This window comes from Hyphomonas sp. ske169 (assembly GCF_056850855.1).
Genome location: NZ_CP096146.1, coordinates 2735940 through 2756464, shown reverse-complemented (window position 1 = coordinate 2756464; position 20525 = coordinate 2735940). Strand labels below are relative to the sequence as shown.

The window sequence follows — 20525 nt, the reverse complement described above, 5'->3', positions numbered from 1 at the left end:
CCCTCCTTTATGTCACCGAGAAATCGAAACAGCTATCGCCAGCGGTGTCTTCGTCGAAATTCTTGAAATCATAGATTTCGATCGCATAAGTCCCAGCATCTAGCGTTCCTGTCCATGTTTCGGATCCGTCAACGCCAGACTCCGCACGCCGATCCTGTCCACGATTGTCGCTCGAGAACAAACGGCCATTTTCCCAAATCCTAAAATCGGGATCCGTCGTTCCGGCAGGACCCGATGTCTCAGTCGCCGCCATGGTTAGAGCGGTCGTCGAGTTTAGGGTCAGTGTGATGAACTCTCGCACGCCATGGCGATTGGTATCGCCGTTTACAGCGGTGGAGCAAACAGTGAATGCGGCTCCGCCAACCGTTGCGGTTTTGTAGACCGGCAGCGATTGAGGTAGCGCGCCATTATTGGTCTCGCCAACGCCGCGCGGGCCGCTGCCATTGATATCCTCGGCCGCCAGCAAAGTATCTAACGCTGCGCCACTTACGGTGGCTTCGTCGCGAACCCGATCAGCAAAGGCAAAGATCGTCGTGAAATCTGGATTATTGATATAAGCCGGATCGGTGAACGCATTATAGATCGCCGCTAAGCCGCCATCGATCGTGTCGACGCCATCATCATCGCTATCATAGATATCGTAGAGGATTTGCTGAACTGAAGCCTCATTGAACCAGCCTTGGTCGCGCGACGAACTTGGCACCTCGGTCAGGTCGGATTCGACGCTAAACGCGAACCCGCTCGATTGCTGCGCGCCGTTTACATCACGATACACAGGATCGTCCAAGATCATCCCGGAAAACGCATTGCCCCAGCCTTCGCCAAAGGACAAACGCGAGTCGAGGCGCGGGGTTAAGCTATGCGATCCGCCGGGCGAGTCAGAGCGCGCCAACTGGTCTTCGAAATAATGCCCGAACTCATGCACCACTACATGTGTGTCATACTCATCGGTATCATTGTTTTCCGCGCCAAGAATACGGACTGTCGGGACACCGCCCGCTGTCCGCGTATAGGATGAGGTCCCAATTTCACCATCAGCGACATTCCCGCTGGTCGGCACATTGTTCACGCTCCACAACACTTCTAGGCGTGGAAAATTCACATCCGTATCAACCGCAGCAATGTCAATGACCGCGTCATAGATCCCATCAAGAATCGCAAATGGAGCGGCGGCACGCGCTGTCGCTGACGTGTAGCCACCAACACCGCCGTTTAAGCTTTGATCCCAGCCAGAGCCGGCATTCAAGTTACGGGTTGAATTGGCCGATCCGGAACTCGTCAGGCTCCCCTGCAACACGTAAATCGCATTGCTGCTCGTATTGTCTAAAACCTGAATATTCCACGTCGCGCCGCTGGTGCTGATCATCTCGCTTCGGACGCGCACGCGCACTTCCGTGTCGGCATCTACCGTGACCGAATAACCGCCATTTTCATCGGTGGTGTCGGTATCAAGTACGGTCCCACTGCTATTGACGACTTGCACCGTCACGCCCCGCGCAGGCTCTTGTGTGATCGCATTATAATTAAGACTCGAAGCCACGACCTGCGTTGCCGTTGCCGAGCCGATCTGGTGCGGGACCTTGTCGAACGAGACCTGCCCCGAAATCTCCACAGATCCCGATGGCGGAGGGGGTGGTGGAGGAGGAGGTGGTGGCGGAGGGGGTGGTGAGATTTGTGTCGGCGGCGGCGATGAAGACCCGCCACCACCGCCACAGGCTGCAACCAGCCCGGTGGCCACAACTAACGCAGTTGCATTGACGAAATGCTTGAATTTTGGAGGTCGATTGGACTTCAAGACGGCTCTCCCCGCAGCACAATTACAATCATAACGGGAAACCAACCCCTCGACGACTAATCAGAGGTTAACGCACACAATTCCCCTAGGCTCAACAAGCTGCGCGAAGTTGAGTTTAGGCGCAAGCAGACAATGTCTGCATGACAGAAATTTGAGACCGCGTGAGCGGAGAACGACAAAGAGCGCAGAGAAAAATCTCTGCGCTCCCCGCTCTCTCCCGCGTCATGTCCCGTGCCCACGGGGAGGAATTTTACTCTACCACTCTACTTAACGGTTTGAGCCTTTGCGCTCTTTGACGTCTTCTTCTTCCGCGACGGCGCGGTCTTCAGCGTCAAACTCGATCTCTTCCGAAACACCTTTGCCATAGTCGCGCGCCTTTTTGGCAAGACGCTCTTGGGTCACTGACAAAGTCCCAGCGCTCACAGCCATCTGTTTGTTTGAGCTGACCCCGACCGCGTCAGCATCTCCGAAGTTCGCGAATTCTGCGCCCAGGAAGACCACTTCCCACCCGCGGGCTTCTGCCCGATCTAGCGCGGCTTTAGCGCCTTCGCGTGTCACTTCGCGGGACGAGTTTTCATGACCGTCCGTCATGATCACAATCACCGCTTTCTCAGGATTATCCGCCTCTGCCATCGTGATGGTGCGGTTGATCGCATCAAATAAGGGCGTCATGCCGCGCGGGCTGACCTCATCATTAGTCACATCCGTCCAGGCATCAGGCGTGATTTCTTTGCGTAGGACGTCGAACTGAAACCCTTCTTGGTGATCAAACACCGCCAAGGTCACTGAAGTTTCAAGATCATCGGCTTCGCCATCTTCAACTTTTCCAACCGCGGCAGCATAAGCATTCACAGACCCGAGCGCCTCATCCCAAATGTCCGACATCGAGCCGGTGCGATCGAGAAGGATATAGGAGGAAACAGCATTCATAATCGGCGTATCCGCAATTGGTTCAGGGGAAGGTTTGGTTTTGGCGTGGGCGCCAAACGCCAAAGCGGCGGCGGCCATTACGCTTGCGACGGTCAAGCTGGTGCGTTTCATTTGGTGCGTCTCCCATTGGTTTTCGTGTGAAGAGAGTGTTGCGAGCAAACAAGGCAGCGGGCTGGCCGCAATCAAGGCATTTTAACCTAATGTGTGACCTTCATGCCCGAATTCAGTCATCGCCTGTTCAGGTTCAAGTGAGATGCCCCTTGCGCTGCAGAGCAGTCCGCGCCATACGCGCCTGAATCAAAAATTGACGATGGAGTCGACAATGTCCTCTGCGCCCAAAAAAGTTGTGCTCGCCTATTCCGGAGGGCTCGACACCTCCATCATCCTGAAATGGCTACAAACCGAATTTGGCGCCGAAGTGATCACCTTCACCGCCGATCTCGGCCAAGGCGAAGAGATCGAACCGGCCCGCGCCAAAGCCATCGCGGCGGGCGTCAAACCAGAAAACGTCTTCATCGAAGATGTCCGCGAAGAGTTTGTCAGCGAATATGTCTTCCCGATGTTCCGCGCCAATGCAGTTTATGAAGGCGTCTACTTGCTCGGGACTTCGATTGCGCGCCCGCTGATCGCTAAGCGCCAGATTGAGATTGCGGATCAAATGGGCGCTGATGCGGTCTGTCATGGCGCGACCGGCAAAGGCAATGACCAGGTTCGCTTTGAGCTTGGCTATTACGGCCTCAACCCTGACATTAAAGTCATCGCCCCTTGGCGCGATTGGGAGTTTAAATCCCGCACCGATTTGCTTGCTTTCGCAGAGAGCCAAGGCATTGAGATAGCCAAAGACAAGCGCGGCGAAGCGCCTTTCTCGGTCGATGCCAACCTGCTCCACTCCTCGTCAGAGGGCAAAGTTCTCGAGAACCCAGCCGAAGCCGCGCCGGAATTCGTTCACTTGCGCACGGTGGCGCCAGAAGATGCGCCGGATCAGCCTGAAATCATCACGATCGGCTTTGAAAAAGGCGATGCCTGCGCCATCAATGGCGAGGCAATGAGCCCGGCGACGATCCTGACCAAGCTCAACGAATACGGTCGCAAGCACGGCATTGGCCGCCTCGACCTGCTTGAGAACCGCTTTGTCGGTATGAAGTCTCGCGGCATTTACGAAACGCCCGGCGGCACGATCCTGCTGACCGCGCATCGCGGCATGGAGAGCATCACGCTCGACCGCGGCGCTGGCCATCTCAAAGACGAGCTGATGCCGCGCTATGCCGAGCTGATTTATAATGGCTTTTGGTGGAGCCCGGAGCGCGAAATGCTCCAGGCGGCAATTGACCATTCACAACGTTTCGTCACCGGCGAAGTGAAAGTGAAGCTGTATAAAGGCGGCGTTCACCTGGTCGGCCGCGACAGCCCCTACTCGCTCTACCGCGAAGACATTGTCACCTTTGAGGATGATCACGGCGCCTATGATCAGAAAGACGCCGAGGGCTTTATCAAGCTGAATGCGCTGCGCCTGCGGATCTTAGCGGGGCGGGATCGGAAATTTGGGAAGAATGGGTAGGACGCAGGCCTCTCCAATCCCGACACCAATCCAACTTACGCGTTCCCTCGGACGAGTTCCGAGGGTCCATCGCGCGAGCTTGAACCCCGATCGGGAGAGATCGCATCGCTCTCGTCCTATACCGCGTCATCCCGTGATGGATTGCCCAGACAAGCTGGGCAAAGCGCTGGATGGAAGGGATGCGCACGAAATGCCAATCTTGCCAGAGAACGTAGATTAAGCGCTCCCCACAGCTCGTCTGCGGGGCCCAACGCCTGATCTTTCGGCTTCGATCGAGAGCGCAAGCCCTCCTTTCGATCAACAATCGAAAATGAGACGCTGCGAACTTGAACCACTTCAACAATCCAATACTCAAAATACGATGGCGCGGTTTGATTTCATCGCAACCTATATCATGGCCAATCGCAAGAATGGCGCGATTTATACGGGATGCACGTCAGATCTTCCGGCGCGCGTCGGTCAGCATAAACAAGGCGTAGGCTCAAGATTCACGCGGCAATATCGGTGCTTCAGCCTCGTTTGGTATGAACGGTTCGAGGACTTGGCGTTTGCGGTGCACCGTGAGAAACAAATCAAACGCTGGCCGCGCCAATGGAAGATCAATTTGATCGAAGCGCGCAATCCGATCTGGCTCGATCTATCGCGTGAATTGGTTTGAACGGCGCGACGATTGGTGGCCGCATAAACACCGAATCCGCGAGCAGAATTTCATTCTAAGCGCTCCCTCGGACTTGTTCCGAGGGCCCAGCACGTGATCTTGAAACCACGACCGGGAGGGATCGCGCCGCTCCCAATCCAAGCCGAGAGACCTCGTGATGGATTGCCCAAACAAGTTTAGCAAAACGCTCAATGGTGGGGTGGTGCGCCGAGCCTCAATCCATGAGGGCGCGCAACGGATCTAACAATACAATTTCGCCGACTATCTTGCCCTGCCCAAACTTCTCCCCCAAATGCCTCCCACACAACACGGCTGGAGGAGCAGCGCCTATGACCACCCCTATCTATAAATCCACAATCGGCGTGATGATCCGCCAAGCCGAAGCCTTGGTTGGCATTATGGCGGCTGGGCGCGAGCACCTGGGCGACGGCGCGGACGCGTTCATCAATGAAAAGCTGATCGATGACATGCTGCCCTTCTCGTTCCAGATCCGGGCCGTTTGTCATTCGAGCTATGGCAATGTGGAAGCCATCCGCGCCGGACAAGCTGGCCCTCCGGGAGAGGCAGAGATCAGCTCTTACGCGCAGTTGGAAACAATGCTCAATGAGACGATCGAGCACCTCAAAACAATCGATCCATCAGAACTCGATACGCTGATCGACAAAGACCTGGTCTTCGTCCTGGGCGATTTCAAATTACCGTTCAAAGGCCTCGGCTTTTTGACCTCGTTCGCGATGCCGAATTTCTTCTTCCACATGACCACCGCTTACAATTTGCTGCGCCAAAAAGGCGTCCCGATCGGCAAGCGGGAATATCTCGGCGCCATGGATATGAATATGGGCTAAGGCCCCGATCCCATCAAAAAAAGGCCCCAGACGCCTGAAACGTCTGGGGCTTCTTTTTTGGGGGTTTGACTTAACCTGCGTGGAAAAGCGATGTGATCACATCGGTTCCAGACGCGCCACCCGAGCGGCGACGTCGACGGCGGCGCATCCGAGATTGCAGCTCGTCCCGCGCCACTTTCAAAGGCTGGGCGTCAGCTTCTTTAGCTTCGAGATCTTTGCGGTTCTCACAGAACTCAGCATAGGCTTCGAGTTCGGGCTGCAAGTCGATCGCAGCCAAATCGACCATGATCGTATCGTCCAAGAAGCCAATGCCTGGCAGATCATCTGGGATGATATCATTCGGGTCGGCAAAATAGGCGAGCACTTCCAACACGCGCTCCCGGTCATCACTCTCAAGATTCCAGTCGCGGTCTTTGAGCATGTCGACCATATTTTGAAGCGTCAGCATGCGTGAGACGACAAAAGTCGGTGGATCGCTCTCAAGTGCTTTCACAGCCAAAGCTTCCGCCGCGAGGATCACACGATCATCATCTCGCAGGGCGCGGTTCTTGCGAGCCTTTGACAGGCGGTTACGGAAATACTCGATGTCTTTCGGACCGAGTTCGAAATTGATGCGTAGCGTATCGCCTTGTACGTCCATAGGCTTGATCTCTCCATAAGCGCTTTTGAAACAACACGATGCCGAGAGACGAGCGCAGATGCAAGAGCGAATTTTAATCGACGCGACCGCTTTTCGCTTGCTCGATTAAAGGATCCGGGCTTCGGTCAGGAGGAATTAGACGGGAAGAAACGATGACACGCATTTCGCCAGCACCGCCGGAACAGCTCGCCGAAAGCAAGGATCTTCTGGCCCTCGCCGCCGCCGCGATGGGGTTTGAAGCCAACTCTTTGAAAGTCATGGCAAGACAGCCAGCCATCCTTCAGGGCTTTATGGGCTTGTCGGCTGCCTTGCTGGGTCCGAATGCGAGCCTCGACCCCGTGCTACGGCAGATGATTGCGCACATTTCCAGCGCGGCCGCGGGCTGTGCCTATTGCCAGGCGCACACGGCCCATGGCGCGGAACACCGCGGCGCGGATGCGGCCAAGCTCGATGCGCTTTGGTCGTTTGAGACCAACGATCTGTTCAGCCCCGCTGAAAAAGCTGCGCTCGACTTGGCTTTAGCCGCAGGCAGCGTGCCCAACCAAGCCACAGATGAGCAGTTCAACGCGCTGCGAGCCCACTATAGCGAAGACGAAATCGTCGAGATTGTTGGCGTGATCGCTCTGTTTGGGTTCTTGAATCGCTGGAATGACACGCTCGCCACCACGCTCGAGGATAGCCCGCTGGCCTTTGCAGAAGCCCATCTCGCGCCGCGCGGCTGGAGCGGCGACAAGCATAAGGACTAATATGCCCATTCGCCCTTACCGTTCCGATGACTTTCCGACGCTGTTTGCCGCAAATGAGGCCTCCGTGCCCGGCGTCGGCGCCGAGACAGAATCCAGCCTCGCCAAATGGATCGCGCTTTCAACCTGCTTGGTCGCAACGCACAGGGGCGATCAGCCTTTGGGCTTCATCACCGTGATGGAACTCGACCAGCCAGAGTATGACAGCCCGAATATGCGGTGGTTTGAGGCTTATGCCGGTGAGACGGGGAAATCCATCGTCTATGTCGACCGCATCGCGCTTTTACCCGAAGCGCGGGGGCAAAGGCTGGGTGAGGCGCTGTATGCAGCGGCCTTCACCCAGTTTGCGGATCGCGATGAAATGGGCTGCGAAGTCAACACTCTGCCAGATAATCCCGGATCGCACCGGTTTCATAAACGGCTGGGGTTTAACCAGGTTGGCGAAGCGGTCGACCGGCCGGGCGAGAAAGCGGTCCGGTTTTACACCCGCGCTCTCTAGCGCCCTATCATACTACGCTCTGCCCAACTTGTTTGGGCAGCCCAGCTCGTCATCTCTCCGCTGAGATCGGGAGCGACGTACTCCCTCCCGGTCCTACCCACGCCATCGGATGTTGGGCCCCACAGACAAGCTGTGGGGAACGCCCAAATGAACAGGCGCGGCTTAAACCGCCACGACTTTCTGTTCGATCGCACCGAAGATCGATTTTCCGCTCGCATCTAGCATATCCAGGCGCACTGTATCGCCAGGCTGCATGAACGGCGTTTTGAACTCACCGGTCGCAATCTTCTCAATCATCCGGATTTCAGCGATGCAGGAATAGCCGAGCCCGCCTTCACCCACCGGTTTGCCGGGTCCACCATCGACGCCTTTATTCGACACGGTGCCCGAACCGATCACTGTGCCAGCACTCAGCGGGCGCGTCTTCGCCGCATGCGCGACCAGCCGCGCCAGAGAGAACGTCGCATCGACGCCGGCTTCAGCTCGGCCAAAGGCGGCGCCATTATAATCCACGCGCAGCGGCAAGTGGACGAGATTGTCTTTCCAAGCGGCGCCCAACTCTTCAGGCGTCACCGCCACAGGCGAGAACGCGCTTGGCGGTTTACTTTGGAAAAAACCAAACCCCTTTGCGAGCTCTGGCGGAATTAGACCGCGCAGCGAGACATCATTGCAGAGCATGATCAGTTTGATGTGATCGGCTGCTTCCGCTTCGCTGACGCCCATCGGGACATCATCGGTGATAACCGCGATCTCGCCTTCCATATCACAGCCCCAAGCGACATCACCGAGCGGGATGTCATCGCGCGGACCCAAGAAGGCATCAGAGCCGCCTTGATACATCAGAGGGTCATCATAGAAGCTCTCTGGCACTTCGGCGCCGCGCGCTTTTCGGACCAGTTCAACATGATTGATATAGGCCGACCCATCGGCCCATTGATAGGCGCGCGGCAGCGGGCTTTCGCAATCATGCTCATGGAACCGGAAGGTTGGGACAGAGCCAAGCTCAACGCCCTCTGCCATACGGGCGAGGCGCGGGGCAACCATTTCCCAATCATCCAATGCCGCCTGCAAAGTCGGCGCGATCCGCGCCGCATCGGTGCAACGGGTGAGGTCTTTGGACACGACGACCAGACGCCCATCGCGTGAGCCATTTTTGAGTGTGGCGAGTTTCATAAATTAGCTCTCTTGTTTGATCTTCTCATGCAGCCAAGCCGCGTGGCGCGGGGCCTTTTTGGTTTGGCTCCACTCTTCGAGCATTTCAGGCGCGACGCGTTTCAGCTCCGCATACTGATCGGGCGTACCAATATCGCAGGCGAGCTCTAAACGGTGGCCGTTCGGATCGAAGAAGTAAATCGATTTGAAAATGCCATGATGGGTCGGGCCAAGCACGTCGAGCCCATGCGCTTCAGCCCGCTCTTTCGCCGCTAGCAGCTCTTCCATCGAGCCAATCTTGAAGGCGATATGCTGAACCCATTGCGGCGTGTTCTCATCGCGGCCCATATCAGGCTGTTCTGGCAGTTCGAAAAAGGCGAGCACATTGCCATTTCCGGCATCAAGGAAGATGTGCATGTAAGGATCATAGGCGCCGGTTGAGGGCACATGATCTTCAGCAATCGCGAGCTGGAAATCCATGCCCAGAACTTGATGATAGAACTCGACCGTTTCTTTCGCGTCTTTGCAACGATAGGCGACGTGGTGGACGCCTTGCAGGTTCGGGACATTACTCATCTTTATTGCTCCGCTTCGGGAATAGGATCACGCCGATGACGCCGCCCACCAGCGCAAAAAACGCACCCGCGCCAGCATCAACGGCATATTTCATCACCCCTTCGGCTTCATAGACATAGTCTTTCGCAAACGTTCCAATGAACATGAATACGATCGCGAGTATGATCGCCGGCAGGGACAGTCTCGACACGTTTAAGCAGGCTCCTCAACAGCCAGAACACCACGCTCAACCTGATCACGTTCGATGCTTTCAAACAAGGCTTTGAAATTGCCTTCGCCAAAGCCGTCTTTGTAATCACCGACGCGTTGGATGAACTCAAAGAAGACCGGGCCGAGTTGCGGCTGCGCGAAGATTTGTAAGAGCAGGCGCGGCTCGCCGCCTTCGGTCGTACCATCGAGCAAGATGCCGCGAGACTTCAGCTCGCCTTCCGGCTGGCCATGCCCAGGCAAGCGCTCAGACAGCATTTTATAATAAGTCTCTGGCGGCGCCGTCATAAACGGAACGCCGAGCTTTTGCAGCCGATCCCAGCAGGCGACCAAGTCGTCACAAATGAGCGCAATATGCTGAATGCCTTCGCCATTAAACTCGCGCAGGAATTCTTCGATCTGACCTTTTCCGCCCTCGCCTTCTTCATTCAGCGGAATGCGGATTTTGCCATCCGGCGCGGTCAGCGCTTTTGAGGTCAGGCCCGTATATTCGCCTTTAATGTCGAAATAGCGGATCTCTTGGAAATTGAAGAGCGTCTCATAAAAATCGGCCCAATATTTCATCCGGCCGCCATAGACATTGTGGGTCAAATGATCGACGACTTGGAACCCGCAGCCTTCTGGGTGTTGCTCAACGCCCGGCAGATACTCGAAATCGATGTCATAAATGGTGTGGCTGCCATCGCCGTCAGCATAGCGGTCAATCAAATAGATGATGGAATTGCCGATCCCGCGAATGCCGGGAATGTGGAGCTCCATTGGGCCAGTTTCGACAGACACGGGCTCCGCGCCTTGCCCCAGCAAATGCTCATAGGCTTTGCCGGCATTGCGGACGCGGAAGCCCATGCCGCAAGCGCTCGGGCCATGCTCGCGTGAGAAATACCAAGCCGCAGAGCGCGGCTCATAATTGGTGATGAAATTGATCCCGCCTTGGCGCCAGAGCTCAACGTCTTTCGATCGGTGACGTGCGACTTTGGTAAAGCCCATGCTTTCAAAGACAGGTTCTAGAACACCTTTTTCAGGCGCAGAAAATTCAATGAATTCAAATCCGTCCAAGCCTGCCGGGTTTTCGAACAAATCGGCCATGTCGTGCCTCCATGCATGAGAGTATCGTTTCTAGGGTCTTCGTATCAGCAATTAGTTGCATATGCAACTATATAGATTGGGACTAGCGCCGCTCTTCAACGCGCGCCAAAAGGAGCGGATGGAAACAGATCGTCTCGCTGCTCTGAAAGACCTCACCGAAGCGTTCGTGCGGCGCCCCGGAACCGTCACGGTGCATGTCGCCTCGAAAACCGACCCGGCGCTGTCTGTCGCTTTGAACACGGCGCAATCGCTACCCTCAGCCAGTGTGATCAAGGCGGCGATTGCCTGCGCAGCGGTCGACACACCTGGACTAGACCTCGCGCAGACCATCCCGCGGGCAGACTTGGATGACACCTTTTACTGCTCCATCCTCCACGCCTTCGAGCCCGAGGACGTGCTCTCGCTCAAGAGCTTGATTGGCCTGATGCTGATCGTCAGCGATAACCCCGCGACCAGCGCGATCCTAGAAGCGGTCGGCACGGACACGGTAAATGCCTGGCTGCGCGAGAACGGCCTGACAGAGACCAATATCGAAGTCGGGTTCGATGATGCCTCGCTCGGCGCGCCGCTGCGGGCCAACCTGACCACCGCGGACGATTGCCTCACCCTGCTCAAATTGATCGACCAGACACCGCACTACGGCTTCATCAAACGCATGCTCGCCAACAATCTCCGCAATGAACGGATCCCAAAATGCCTGCCGGATGATGCCGTGATCGCGCACAAGACGGGGACCCTAAACGGCTTGGTCCACGATATTGCCATCGTGGAGAGCCCCATCGCGGCTTATTATTTGGTGGTCTTGGCGGATGGCTTGGAGGACGATGCAGCTTTCGCGCGCGACCTCGCGGCGTATTCGGATAGCGTGTACGGGCTTATGGCCGGATAGAGACCAGCCGAGTGGCTTAAAACGCCCGATGGTGTTGAAAAACTCCGAGTCAAAGTGGCCGAATTCTGATTCAGTGATTTTCGTGCAGATCGAGGAGATGCGCGATGATGGGACGATTGGACGAAGACGGTGCAAAGCTGTTCTATGAGTTCTCACTGGAAGAGATGGTTCCGGCAGATCATTTGCTGCGCAAGATTGGCCGCTTCCTCGATTTCGATGACATCCGGGCGCACCTAAAGCCCTTCTATAGTCACACGGGCCGCCCATCGGTTGACCCGGAACTTATGTGCCGGATGCTGATCGTTGGATACTGCTATGGCATCCGATCGGAGCGGCGCTTGTGCGAAGAAGTTCATCTGAACCTCGCCTATCGATGGTTTTGCAAGCTTGGCATTGAAGACAAGGTCCGAACCACTCAACTTTTTCCAAAGCACGTCATGGCCGGTTCCGTGAGAGTGACTTGTTTCGGAAACTGTTCGAGCAAGTCGTGTTGTGCTGCATGTCCGAGGGCTTGGTCAAAGGCGAGGGCTTTGCGGTTGATGCCAGTCTGATCCGCGCGGATGCGAGTGAAGACCGCGCTGTTGAGAAGGGCGAGCCTGTTGACTGGTCAGACCCAAAGATCGCTTCGCGCCCGGTGACAGAATATCTTGATGCGATCGATCAGACCGAGACTGAAAATAGCACGCCACGCAAGAAGGTATCCCTCACCGATCCGATAGCGCGTTGGACCGCTGCGGTTGGCGGCAAAGCCCGGTTTACCTGGTCAACCAATTACCTTTTGGATGTTGAGACATCGGTTATTATGGACGTGGAAGCCACGCCGGCTCATCGCACCGCTGAAGTCGATGCTGCGAAGCTTATGATCAACCGGACCGAGGATAGGTTTGGGCTCAAGCCCAAACGCCTGATGGGAGATGGAGCTTATGGTGCCGGTGAAATCCTTGCTTGGATGGTCGATAAAAGAAGATCGCTCCACATGTCGCGCTGCTTGAGCCGCCCGGCGCGCCGACGACAAACTTCACCGTCAAAGACTTCGTGTATGATCAGGACCGTGATCTTTATACCTGCCCGAATGGCAAAGAGCTGCGCCATCAACGACGAAACTATAAGGTGCCGCGATCAGGCATCACGAAAGACAAGAAACGAATGTACAGATCGAGCAGCTCAGACTGCGCGGTCTGTCCGCTGAAAGACAAATGCTGTCCCAACGCGCGTAACAAACGTGTTGGTCGATCCATCTATGAGCATGCCAGAGACGAAGTCAGGCGCCTGAGAGAAACGGATGAATACGAGCAATCGAGGCGAGATCGAAAGAAGGTCGAGATGAGCTTCGCGCATCTGAAATGCCAACATGGCTTGCGCCGATTACGATTACGCGGCCCCACTGGAGCCAATGACGAATTTCTCCTCGCTGCCACCACCCAAAACCTCAGAAAACTCGCCAGATACGCCCCGAAACCGTCTACCACCCTCCAAAACGCCGCGTGATACGGTCGAGAAGAGCGAACACCCTGCAGAAAAAGAGGCCTGAACACGATCGAAGAGGAAAGCCCGCGCTCTAGCAGCAGAGTTTTTCAACAGAATTGCCCTAAAACAGACGGTGAGCGTAAATCCGATACCTAGAGGTCTCGGGTTTCTTTAGCGAAGCCATCACCAGCCCTCGCCAACTCTGCTTTCCAGCATGGCCAGTTTGTCAGGGTTACGCATTATGTAGAGCCAAGCAATCTCACCATGCGGCGATGGCGCGAGGGTTATCACAGAATCAACGACCCCTTCCACGCGTCGTACGATTCCGGGCTTGCTGTTGGAGATGCAAGGTTCGAGGGTCCAGTTTTTTTCATCCGCAAAACGATGCCAAATGGCGGCGTAAACCTGAATTATATCCTCTGGTCCAACCAAAACACGTCTTGCGGCGCGGGCTTTGCGTCCACCATCCGAAATCGCAACTGCATTAGGAGCAAACAAGCTCTTTGCCTCTTCAAAGTCATTCGCCGCGGCGGCGGCGAAGAACTTAGAAATGAGTTCCTGGACTTGGTCAGGAGACGCATCAAATCGCGGTCCACTCTCTTGCAGTTTCTTATGTGCGCGACTGACCATTTGACGACAGGCCGCTGCGCTCTTTGCCAACGTTGCAGCGATATCATCATAACCGGCATCAAACGCTTCACGCAGAATAAAGGCGGCGCGCTCTTCCTCTCCCAAACGTTGCATCGCCCAGAGCAATGCAAGTTCGCACTCTTGCGCCAACTCGAAGTCCTGTTCGGGCCCGGCATCGCTCTGCACCAGGGGTTCCGGAAGCCAGGGGCCGACATAAGTTTCGCGCCGCTGTCTCGCTGAACGCAGGGCGTCGATCGCAATGTTCGTTGCTGCTCGGCGCAACCAGGCGGCAGGATTTGAAATGGAGCTGTGATTAGCATTCATCCACCGTAGCCAAGTGTCCTGAACAGCATCCTCAGCGCCCGCGCGGTCCCCCAACATACGATAGCAAAGCGAAATGAGATGTTTCCGCTCTGCTTCAAATGTCGAAACCGTATCTATCATGTCGCCTCGCGCTCTATCGTCTTTATGTTGTCAAAACAGATCTGCTGGCACGCATGGCCGTATCCGAGGCCGCGCTTGAAAACGGGATAGAACCGCCCCGATCCGGCGGCAAATGATGCCGCGATCAAACCGCGTCGACCATGTTTGGCTTCGATTTGGCGTTGAAAATCTTCGACGTTTAGATCACCGCCTATGGCGGCCATTGCAAACTGGAACCCAAGTCCAACATCTCCTGCGCGTTGCGGATCCCCCTCGAAACAGCTTTGCAAGTCTGCCGGGTCAGCGCCTGCTCGGAGCGCCATATCGACAACCAATTGCGCACAGGGGCCACAATCGCCCTCAAGCGTAGAGGCGAAAATTGCGCCGACCCAAACGAGCTTCGCATCTTTTGGGCCGCGATATTGGCTAATCATTGGAAAGCCAGACAGACGCAGGCCCGCACCTGCAGATGTATTGATCACATCCAGCATGTAGCCCACATCGTAGTCGTAGGCACGGCCGAATGCACGCGCACCACGCCTTAGGATCCACTTGATCATTCGATGTCTCCTTGAAGTTTCATCGCTGCGAACAGCGCAAGCCAAGCGGGCACTTGTATGCCGACGAGATTTATCAAAGCGACTTGGTCTAAGGGCGTGCCGCGCGCAATCCAAACCCAAGCGTGTAGGGTTGCGTGCAGGCACACCCAGACCGCACCGAATATTGCGACGGACCGGTTTCGATATCGCCCGCCCCAAAGGAGCGCTCCGCCACTGGTCAAGAACGCGAGCCCTGCATCTTGAATAAAATGTGTGTTGAACGGTCCCATCATGGCGACGCCGGGAGTCTGGTCATAGAACACTTGCGGTGCTGCAAACATGTAAATGGCTGTGAAGAGGTAAAGTCCTCCGACGCCGTAGAGTATGAGTTTCATTCGATTATCTCCATGCCTCAAACTAATGACGAGACAGGATGACAATCTGTGACAGGGCGCCGATTATTGCGCCGGATTGATCAACACAACGCCGCAGCCCTGAGCACGACGGACCGTCTTATTATCGCCCCGCAACAGCCGCTAGCGCCGCGGCAAGAGCCGCGCATCCTGCGGCACAGGATCTTCGAACGTCTTGATCGTGTCGCCCGTGGCCTCGTCGATCAAATGCTGGATCAGCTCGGGGAAGAGCAAGGGTTCAGCCGCTGCTTCCCATAGGAAGAAACCATATGACCCTGGAATGGCGTTGATTTCATTGAACCAGAGCTCACCCGTCTCCTGATTGCACATGAAGTCGATCCGCGGAGCGCCGCGTTTGCCGAGCGCGGTGAAGGTCTTGGCGGCATAGTCGTAAATCTTGTCGCGCAGCGCGTCTGGAATGTCCGGATTGATGTCGCGGGTCAGAGACAGCATGCCTTCGGACGGCTTAAACGCGCCTTTGGTGCCGCCATCGCTGGAGAGATATTTCTCGCGAAAATCGAGCAATTCGGCGCCTGACTTAGGCCGCTCAATCGCGGAAAATTTGATCTCGCCGTCTTTGGCAATCATGGCGATATTATATTCGACCAAGTTCTGAACCTGCGGCTCGATCAGCGCGAGCGTGTCTTTCTTGAGTACATATTCAACCAGCGGCCAGAGATCATCATTGTCGCTTTTTGCGAGGCCTACCCCGACACTTGAGCCAAGATTGGCGGGTTTGACGATGACGGGAAACCCAAAGGACTCACGCACTTCTTTCAGCACAGCTTCAGAATGATGCACGCGGTCGCGATCAACTGTGACATGCGGCAACACATTGACGCCGGCGGCTTTGACCAAAGACTTCGTCACGTCTTTGCGCATTGCGATGGCATTACCAGACGCGGACATGCCAGTCACCGGAATGCCAAGCAGTTCAAAATAGGCTTGCACGCGGCCATCTTCTCCGAACGTTCCATGGAAGACTGGCAGCACGCAATCAACGTTATCGATGGGCGTGCCGTCCATGGCGCACATAACCGGGCCATTATCGCCCCAACGAAACATGACTTGCTTGGCGAGCGGTGGTTTCGGGCTGTAGCGCGCAATGTTGCGGAGGTTCGCGCCGATCCAGAACCGGTTGGCGAAATCGGTATAGACCGGGATAATCTCCAGCCCGCGCACGTCTGCGGCGTCCATTAATTGATGGGCGCTAACGACGCTGACATCGTGCTCAGAGCTCGCACCCCCAAAAATCACCACAGTTTTCAACAGTTTTGCCAATTTTTCACCAGTCTTAAGTCTTAAGCGCGCTTACTGTATTAAAGAGCGAATCGTTGAGCGGGATCAAGCGCACCTATGAGCACTGCATTGAAGCCAAATTTGGTTCAAATTGGGGACGCGACCAAACCCGCCATTGTGTTTGGGCATGGCTGGGGTCGAACCTATAATGATTTCATCCCCGTTGCCGAAGCCCTGGCCCCAGTTGCTCGCAGCTATCTGGTCGATTTTCCAGGCTTTGGCGACAGCCCGCGCCCCGACCAGGCCTGGGGCACCGAAAATTATGCCGAGCATATGGTCGCCTTCCTGCGCGATGAGCACGGCTTGAAGAATTACACTTGGGTTGGCCACTCCTTTGGCGGCCGCGTCGGCATGCGCATCGCGGCCAAGCACCCCAAGATCATCAATCACTTGGTCTTGGTGGCCTCCGCTGGCGTGCCGCGCACCCGCACGCTCGGCCAGCAATTGCGCGGCAAACAGCGCAGTTGGGCGTTTAAGTTCCGCAAGTCGATGGCGAAATCGCCTGAAGCGCTTAAGGCGCTGGAACAGCAATATGGCAGCGCCGACTATGTCCACAGCCGCGAGATCGGCATGCGAGACATTTTCGTCCGCACGGTGAATGAAGACCAGACTAGCTCGCTGGGCCAGATCACCTGCCCGACCACGGCGATCTATGGCGGGTTGGATTTTGAGACTCCGGTTGAGGTCGGTGAGAAAATCGTTGCGGGGATATCCGATGCGCAGCTAGTGGTCTGTCCGCACTTTGATCATATCTCGATCTTGGACCGGGGCCGGCATCAGATCGCGCTCAGCATCAAAGAAAATCTCGGGGGCGCGTAAAGATGTTGCCTTATCTTCCCTTCGCGCTCTTCCTGCTCAGCTTGGCAGGGTTTGGCATGGTTCGGATCAACACGATCCTCACCTATTTCCAGCAAGAAGAGTATGATAGCTCGCGCTTTCTCGGCGCGGTGTTTCGGGTGCGTTTGTTCGATGTGCTCGCAACGCTGGGATTGCTGGCGCTCTTTGTAGCTCAGCATTTTATCGAACTTGGCAACTACGTTTGGCTCATCGCAGCGGCTTTACTCACGCTGATTGCCCTGCCCGAGCGCGGGTACACCTATAAGAAAAAGCTGGTTGCGACAGATCGATTAAAGCGGATCCGCTGGCTCGCTCGCGGGTTCTATCTGATCAGTCTCGGGCTGGTTTTCGTCCACGCCTATGCCGTGTTTGCGATTATCCAAGCGGTGCCGCTTTTGATCATGCTGGCCAACCGCCTGCTGCGCCCGATGCAAGACAAAATCAATCAAGGCTTTGTCGATCAGGCGATTGAGAAGCTCGAGACATTTCAACCCGTAACGATTGGGATTACCGGCTCGTTCGGCAAGACGACGACCAAACATATTCTCGCTGAAGTGCTCGAATCTGCAGGGCCAGTTTTTTACAGCCCTGGCAGCATCAATACCGTGCTCGGCCTGACCCGGAACATCCGCGAGAAATTGCAGCGCGGGCACAAATTTTTCATCGCCGAAATGGGCGCTTACGGCATCGGCTCGATTAAGCGGCTATGTGATTTCAGCGACCCTGAATTCGCCATCGTCACCGCGATTGGCGACGCACATACCGAGCGCTTTGGCAGCATTGAAAACATTGCGCGCGCCAAATCTGAGCTGGTCGAACATGTCTGCGCGCGCGGCGGTCAGGCGGTCATCCCGGTCGAAATTCTAGACCATGAGCCCTTTGCAGAATTGAAGACCGCCTACCCCAATCTGGTCAAAACCGTTGGCCATGAGGCCAGCGCGGATTTTCAAATCGTCAAAGCCGAGCTTGAAGACAGCAATTGGGCGATTGAGATCCAGCCGCGCGATGAGGCTGGCGCGGCACCGATCCACTACACGCTGCCGTTGCTCGGCGACCACAATATCCTCAACTCGGCGCTGTCAGTTGTCCTCACCTATTTGGTCAGCCCCAAGACGGTGAACCGGATCGCCGCCTTTTCCAAAGACGTGGAACAGGTTCAGCATCGGCTGCAAAAGGTCGATAATCCCGGCCAACCGCTGATCCTTGATGACGCGTATAATTCAAACGAGATCGGCTTTAAGAATGCTGTGAAAGTGCTTCGTAAGCTCGCCGATCAGCGCGGCGGGAAAGCCGTTTTGGTGACGCCTGGCGTGGCTGAGCTTGGCCTCGAACATGACCGCGTGCACAATCGTCTGGGCCAGTTTGCCTCCGAGCATTGCGACCTGGTGATTGCGATCAACCCTTCCCGGATCGAGAGCTTCGTGAAGGCCATCGACCAAGACCGCACCGATTTTCATACCCGTGCTTCCTTCGCCGACGCGCGGCGATTGGTGAGTGAACTGGCATCCGACAAAGATGTCGTGCTTTACGAGAACGATTTGCCGGACCTTCTGGAAGAGAGCCGACTGCTTTAAGCTCGAAACCCGCAGGCGAGATTATGCGGCGCGCGCCAACGCTTGAATGCGGTTGAGCGCCTCGTGCAGCTGGACAATTGGCGAAGCGGAAGGCGTCTTTTTGTCCTCAGACCATTGATCAGAGTGGAATTTACCAAGCGCCATTTCACGCGCGCGGCTCACGCGGCTCTTCACAGTGCCTTCAGAGCAGCCGAGCACCTCCGCCGCTTCCGCATAGGTGAAGCCCGCCGCTGCGACGAGCAAGAAGGCATCGCGCTGCGCCTCTTTCAGCGTTTCAATGGCCTGTAGCATGCGGCTGAGCTCGGAACGGGTCTGCAATCCGCAATCGGCGACAAGGTGGAGTTCAATCTGCGTCGTAGAATCTATTTCTCGCACCCGCTCCGCGCGCTTTTGTTGATAAAACTCGTTGCGGACAATCCGAAACAACCAGCCGCGCAAGGCGCCTTTTTGGGGATCAAAACTTGTCCTTTTTTCCCAAGCTTTGAGGCACGCATTTTGAACAATATCATCCGCCCGCACGACATCGCCGCAAAGCACCCGCGCATAAGCACGAAGATCTGGAAGGTGGGTTTCTAAAGCGTCAGAAAACATCGCGAATTCTCAATATTTCCACTCTGGATAGTACCCGTTAGCTAATACTTAGTTTCTAGAAGTCGATGTCTTTGGCAACGAAATACAGGCAATGACATAGAAAATGGCGCGCAAAGGCCGCGGCCACGACACTTTCTGCTGGTGATAATATGCAATAATTTCAACGCGCTAATGCCAATCTCCATTGTCCTCGGAAGTATGTGAAGTCTAAATCCGAACTAAAACCTGCCCTATAGAAATTTTGATTTCAGAGACTTTGCGAATGGCGATCGGTTTCTAAGAAGTTAACACTATTTACGATTAATTAACCAACGCTGCAGACATCATTGGTCAACGAGGGGCCGTTATATGTTTGCTGATGAACTTGAAAAACTCCTGCCAGAAATCCGTGCCTATGCGCGCATGCTCTGCCTCGATCGAGACGTATCAGACGATATCGCCCAGAACGCCTGTCTGAAAGCTTGGAAAGCGCAAGACAGTTTCGATCCGAATAAAGGATCTCTGAAAGCGTGGATGTTCGTCATCACGCGCAATGAGTTTCTTCAACACATTCGAAAACATAAGCGCACCGAAAGTCACGCGCCGACCGATTTCGAAAACTGGCTGACCGAAGACTGTCAAATGTCGACGAGAGCCGCCTGCTCTGACGCGATTAAGGAGCTGTTTGCGCTCAACCCAGATCAACGGGACGTTTTCATCCTGGTTGTCGCCGCGGGCTATTCCTACGAAGAAGCTGCGAGTATTCTTGATTGCTCTGTTGGAACGGTGAAAAGCCGGATCAATCGATCTCGCGAGAAACTGCAAGCCCGGCTGTCCGAACCAGAATCGGACGTCGAACCTGATCCCGAGACCTCGCTCGCTTTTCTCAGCATGCAGGATGTATTCGGTCGCGTCGACGCGCTGACCAGACCCGCAGCTTAGCGCCCCGCCGCAAGGATTTTCTCGAAATCTGAGGTTTTTCAAAAAAGTTTGGAACGATTTCCAACCCTGAGACGTAGGGATTATGGAAACGCCCGTTTCCAAATCTCCATTATGACTTACCCGCACCCTCTCCGGTGCGGGTTTCTTTTGTCTGGGAGACGCTGTTGACGGCGTCGACACTGCGATTGTGTGAGAAACCCGGAATGTAAACTGTTTTACAACCAATGGTAGAATATAAGGAGATACACGTATA

At 55.5% G+C, this 20525-nt stretch carries 21 protein-coding genes and 1 pseudogene; 10 read left to right on the top strand and 12 right to left on the bottom strand.

Annotated features, from left to right (window positions below; translation table 11 throughout):
* Positions 1-7: 7 nt before the first annotated feature.
* Together MY069_RS13420 and MY069_RS13415 are read right to left on the bottom strand one after the other, a co-directional pair.
* Positions 8-1540, bottom strand: coding sequence for a hypothetical protein (locus MY069_RS13420; RefSeq protein ID WP_482794292.1), 1533 nt, complete (start codon positions 1538-1540; stop codon positions 8-10).
* A 522-nt stretch (positions 1541-2062) separates the two neighbouring features.
* Positions 2063-2836 (bottom strand): vWA domain-containing protein, encoded by a 774-nt coding sequence (locus tag MY069_RS13415; protein ID WP_482794291.1) that lies wholly within the window; start codon positions 2834-2836, stop codon positions 2063-2065.
* Between the two features lie 211 nt (positions 2837-3047).
* Between MY069_RS13415 and MY069_RS13410 the strand changes: the two genes are divergently transcribed.
* The 3 genes from MY069_RS13410 to MY069_RS13400 all read left to right on the top strand — a co-directional run bounded on the left by MY069_RS13410 (position 3048) and on the right by MY069_RS13400 (position 5786).
* Positions 3048-4283: an argininosuccinate synthase gene (locus MY069_RS13410; protein WP_482794290.1), complete on the top strand. Its 1236-nt coding sequence runs from the start codon at positions 3048-3050 to the stop codon at positions 4281-4283.
* Positions 4284-4593: 310 nt separating this feature from the next.
* Positions 4594-4941 (top strand): GIY-YIG nuclease family protein, encoded by a 348-nt coding sequence (locus tag MY069_RS13405; RefSeq protein ID WP_482794289.1) that lies wholly within the window; start codon positions 4594-4596, stop codon positions 4939-4941.
* A gap of 329 nt (positions 4942-5270) precedes the next feature.
* Positions 5271-5786, top strand: a complete 516-nt coding sequence (locus tag MY069_RS13400) for a DUF1993 domain-containing protein (RefSeq protein WP_482794288.1) — start codon at positions 5271-5273, stop codon at positions 5784-5786.
* A 70-nt stretch (positions 5787-5856) separates the two neighbouring features.
* Here the strand turns inward: MY069_RS13400 and MY069_RS13395 are convergent, their stop codons facing one another.
* Complete coding sequence (locus MY069_RS13395) at positions 5857-6426, bottom strand: YkvA family protein (RefSeq protein WP_482794287.1); 570 nt, start codon at positions 6424-6426, stop codon at positions 5857-5859.
* A gap of 152 nt (positions 6427-6578) precedes the next feature.
* Between MY069_RS13395 and MY069_RS13390 the strand changes: the two genes are divergently transcribed.
* The gene (locus tag MY069_RS13390) at positions 6579-7172 is read left to right on the top strand and encodes a carboxymuconolactone decarboxylase family protein (RefSeq protein ID WP_482794286.1); all 594 of its coding nucleotides are present in this window, start codon (positions 6579-6581) and stop codon (positions 7170-7172) included.
* A 1-nt stretch (position 7173) separates the two neighbouring features.
* Entirely contained in the window at positions 7174-7668 is a 495-nt protein-coding gene (locus MY069_RS13385) for a GNAT family N-acetyltransferase (RefSeq protein WP_482794285.1), read from the top strand.
* 162 nt (positions 7669-7830) lie between these two features.
* Here the strand turns inward: MY069_RS13385 and MY069_RS13380 are convergent, their stop codons facing one another.
* Genes MY069_RS13380 through hppD form a run of 4 tightly spaced genes read right to left on the bottom strand, consistent with a single transcriptional unit; the run spans position 7831 to position 10689 of the window.
* Complete coding sequence (locus tag MY069_RS13380; protein WP_482794284.1) at positions 7831-8841, bottom strand: fumarylacetoacetate hydrolase family protein; 1011 nt, start codon at positions 8839-8841, stop codon at positions 7831-7833.
* A 3-nt stretch (positions 8842-8844) separates the two neighbouring features.
* Positions 8845-9396, bottom strand: coding sequence for a VOC family protein (locus tag MY069_RS13375; protein ID WP_482794283.1), 552 nt, complete (start codon positions 9394-9396; stop codon positions 8845-8847).
* Entirely contained in the window at positions 9389-9586 is a 198-nt protein-coding gene (locus MY069_RS13370) for a hypothetical protein (protein WP_482794282.1), read from the bottom strand. The genes MY069_RS13375 and MY069_RS13370 overlap by 8 nt, the downstream gene beginning before the upstream one ends.
* Positions 9587-9588: 2 nt before the next feature.
* Entirely contained in the window at positions 9589-10689 is a 1101-nt protein-coding gene (gene hppD / locus MY069_RS13365; RefSeq protein WP_482794281.1) for a 4-hydroxyphenylpyruvate dioxygenase, read from the bottom strand.
* Between the two features lie 61 nt (positions 10690-10750).
* Here hppD and MY069_RS13360 point away from each other — a divergent pair, with 61 nt between their 5' ends.
* Both MY069_RS13360 and MY069_RS13355 read left to right on the top strand, forming a co-directional pair.
* Entirely contained in the window at positions 10751-11578 is an 828-nt protein-coding gene (locus tag MY069_RS13360) for a serine hydrolase (RefSeq protein ID WP_482794280.1), read from the top strand.
* 104 nt (positions 11579-11682) lie between these two features.
* Positions 11683-13066 (top strand): annotated as a pseudogene (locus MY069_RS13355) (transposase).
* Positions 13067-13228: 162 nt separating this feature from the next.
* Here MY069_RS13355 and sigJ read toward each other — a convergent pair.
* The 4 genes from sigJ to MY069_RS13335 form a co-directional block, all read right to left on the bottom strand.
* Entirely contained in the window at positions 13229-14119 is an 891-nt protein-coding gene (sigJ, locus tag MY069_RS13350; RefSeq protein WP_482794279.1) for an RNA polymerase sigma factor SigJ, read from the bottom strand.
* Positions 14116-14658 carry a hypothetical protein gene (locus tag MY069_RS13345; RefSeq protein ID WP_482794278.1) on the bottom strand — a complete coding sequence of 181 codons (543 nt, stop codon included), beginning with the start codon at positions 14656-14658 and terminating at the stop codon, positions 14116-14118. Before MY069_RS13345 ends, sigJ begins: the two co-directional genes overlap by 4 nt.
* The gene (locus MY069_RS13340) at positions 14655-15032 is read right to left on the bottom strand and encodes a hypothetical protein (RefSeq protein ID WP_482794277.1); all 378 of its coding nucleotides are present in this window, start codon (positions 15030-15032) and stop codon (positions 14655-14657) included. The genes MY069_RS13345 and MY069_RS13340 overlap by 4 nt, the downstream gene beginning before the upstream one ends.
* A 141-nt stretch (positions 15033-15173) precedes the next feature.
* Entirely contained in the window at positions 15174-16331 is a 1158-nt protein-coding gene (locus MY069_RS13335; RefSeq protein WP_482794276.1) for a D-alanine--D-alanine ligase, read from the bottom strand.
* Positions 16332-16406: 75 nt separating this feature from the next.
* Here MY069_RS13335 and MY069_RS13330 point away from each other — a divergent pair, with 75 nt between their 5' ends.
* Both MY069_RS13330 and MY069_RS13325 read left to right on the top strand, forming a co-directional pair.
* On the top strand, positions 16407-17168 hold the full coding sequence (locus tag MY069_RS13330; protein WP_482794275.1) for an alpha/beta fold hydrolase: 762 nt from the start codon (positions 16407-16409) through the stop codon (positions 17166-17168).
* Between the two features lie 2 nt (positions 17169-17170).
* Positions 17171-18760 carry a Mur ligase family protein gene (locus tag MY069_RS13325; protein WP_482794274.1) on the top strand — a complete coding sequence of 530 codons (1590 nt, stop codon included), beginning with the start codon at positions 17171-17173 and terminating at the stop codon, positions 18758-18760.
* Between the two features lie 21 nt (positions 18761-18781).
* Here MY069_RS13325 and MY069_RS13320 read toward each other — a convergent pair whose 3' ends face one another.
* On the bottom strand, positions 18782-19351 hold the full coding sequence (locus MY069_RS13320) for an RNA polymerase sigma factor (protein WP_482794273.1): 570 nt from the start codon (positions 19349-19351) through the stop codon (positions 18782-18784).
* A 348-nt stretch (positions 19352-19699) separates the two neighbouring features.
* Here MY069_RS13320 and MY069_RS13315 point away from each other — a divergent pair, with 348 nt between their 5' ends.
* Entirely contained in the window at positions 19700-20272 is a 573-nt protein-coding gene (locus MY069_RS13315; protein ID WP_482794272.1) for a sigma-70 family RNA polymerase sigma factor, read from the top strand.
* Positions 20273-20525 lie beyond the last annotated feature (253 nt).

Excerpts from the sequence above, each read along its gene's own strand:
- MY069_RS13385 (WP_482794285.1), top strand. The coding sequence starts at position 7,174 with ATGCCCATTCGCCCTTACCGTTCCGATGACTTTCCGACGCTGTTTGCC.
- MY069_RS13330 (WP_482794275.1), top strand. The coding sequence starts at position 16,407 with ATGAGCACTGCATTGAAGCCAAATTTGGTTCAAATTGGGGACGCGACC.
- MY069_RS13415 (WP_482794291.1), bottom strand. The coding sequence starts at position 2,836 with ATGAAACGCACCAGCTTGACCGTCGCAAGCGTAATGGCCGCCGCCGCT.
- MY069_RS13345 (WP_482794278.1), bottom strand. The coding sequence starts at position 14,658 with ATGATCAAGTGGATCCTAAGGCGTGGTGCGCGTGCATTCGGCCGTGCC.
- MY069_RS13405 (WP_482794289.1), top strand. The coding sequence starts at position 4,594 with ATGAGACGCTGCGAACTTGAACCACTTCAACAATCCAATACTCAAAAT.
- hppD (WP_482794281.1), bottom strand. The coding sequence starts at position 10,689 with ATGGCCGATTTGTTCGAAAACCCGGCAGGCTTGGACGGATTTGAATTC.
- MY069_RS13325 (WP_482794274.1), top strand. The coding sequence starts at position 17,171 with ATGTTGCCTTATCTTCCCTTCGCGCTCTTCCTGCTCAGCTTGGCAGGG.
- sigJ (WP_482794279.1), bottom strand. The coding sequence starts at position 14,119 with ATGATAGATACGGTTTCGACATTTGAAGCAGAGCGGAAACATCTCATT.
- MY069_RS13360 (WP_482794280.1), top strand. The coding sequence starts at position 10,751 with ATGCAACTATATAGATTGGGACTAGCGCCGCTCTTCAACGCGCGCCAA.
- MY069_RS13320 (WP_482794273.1), bottom strand. The coding sequence starts at position 19,351 with ATGTTTTCTGACGCTTTAGAAACCCACCTTCCAGATCTTCGTGCTTAT.
- MY069_RS13315 (WP_482794272.1), top strand. The coding sequence starts at position 19,700 with ATGTTTGCTGATGAACTTGAAAAACTCCTGCCAGAAATCCGTGCCTAT.
- MY069_RS13380 (WP_482794284.1), bottom strand. The coding sequence starts at position 8,841 with ATGAAACTCGCCACACTCAAAAATGGCTCACGCGATGGGCGTCTGGTC.
- MY069_RS13400 (WP_482794288.1), top strand. The coding sequence starts at position 5,271 with ATGACCACCCCTATCTATAAATCCACAATCGGCGTGATGATCCGCCAA.
- MY069_RS13375 (WP_482794283.1), bottom strand. The coding sequence starts at position 9,396 with ATGAGTAATGTCCCGAACCTGCAAGGCGTCCACCACGTCGCCTATCGT.
- MY069_RS13340 (WP_482794277.1), bottom strand. The coding sequence starts at position 15,032 with ATGAAACTCATACTCTACGGCGTCGGAGGACTTTACCTCTTCACAGCC.
- MY069_RS13390 (WP_482794286.1), top strand. The coding sequence starts at position 6,579 with ATGACACGCATTTCGCCAGCACCGCCGGAACAGCTCGCCGAAAGCAAG.
- MY069_RS13410 (WP_482794290.1), top strand. The coding sequence starts at position 3,048 with ATGTCCTCTGCGCCCAAAAAAGTTGTGCTCGCCTATTCCGGAGGGCTC.
- MY069_RS13395 (WP_482794287.1), bottom strand. The coding sequence starts at position 6,426 with ATGGACGTACAAGGCGATACGCTACGCATCAATTTCGAACTCGGTCCG.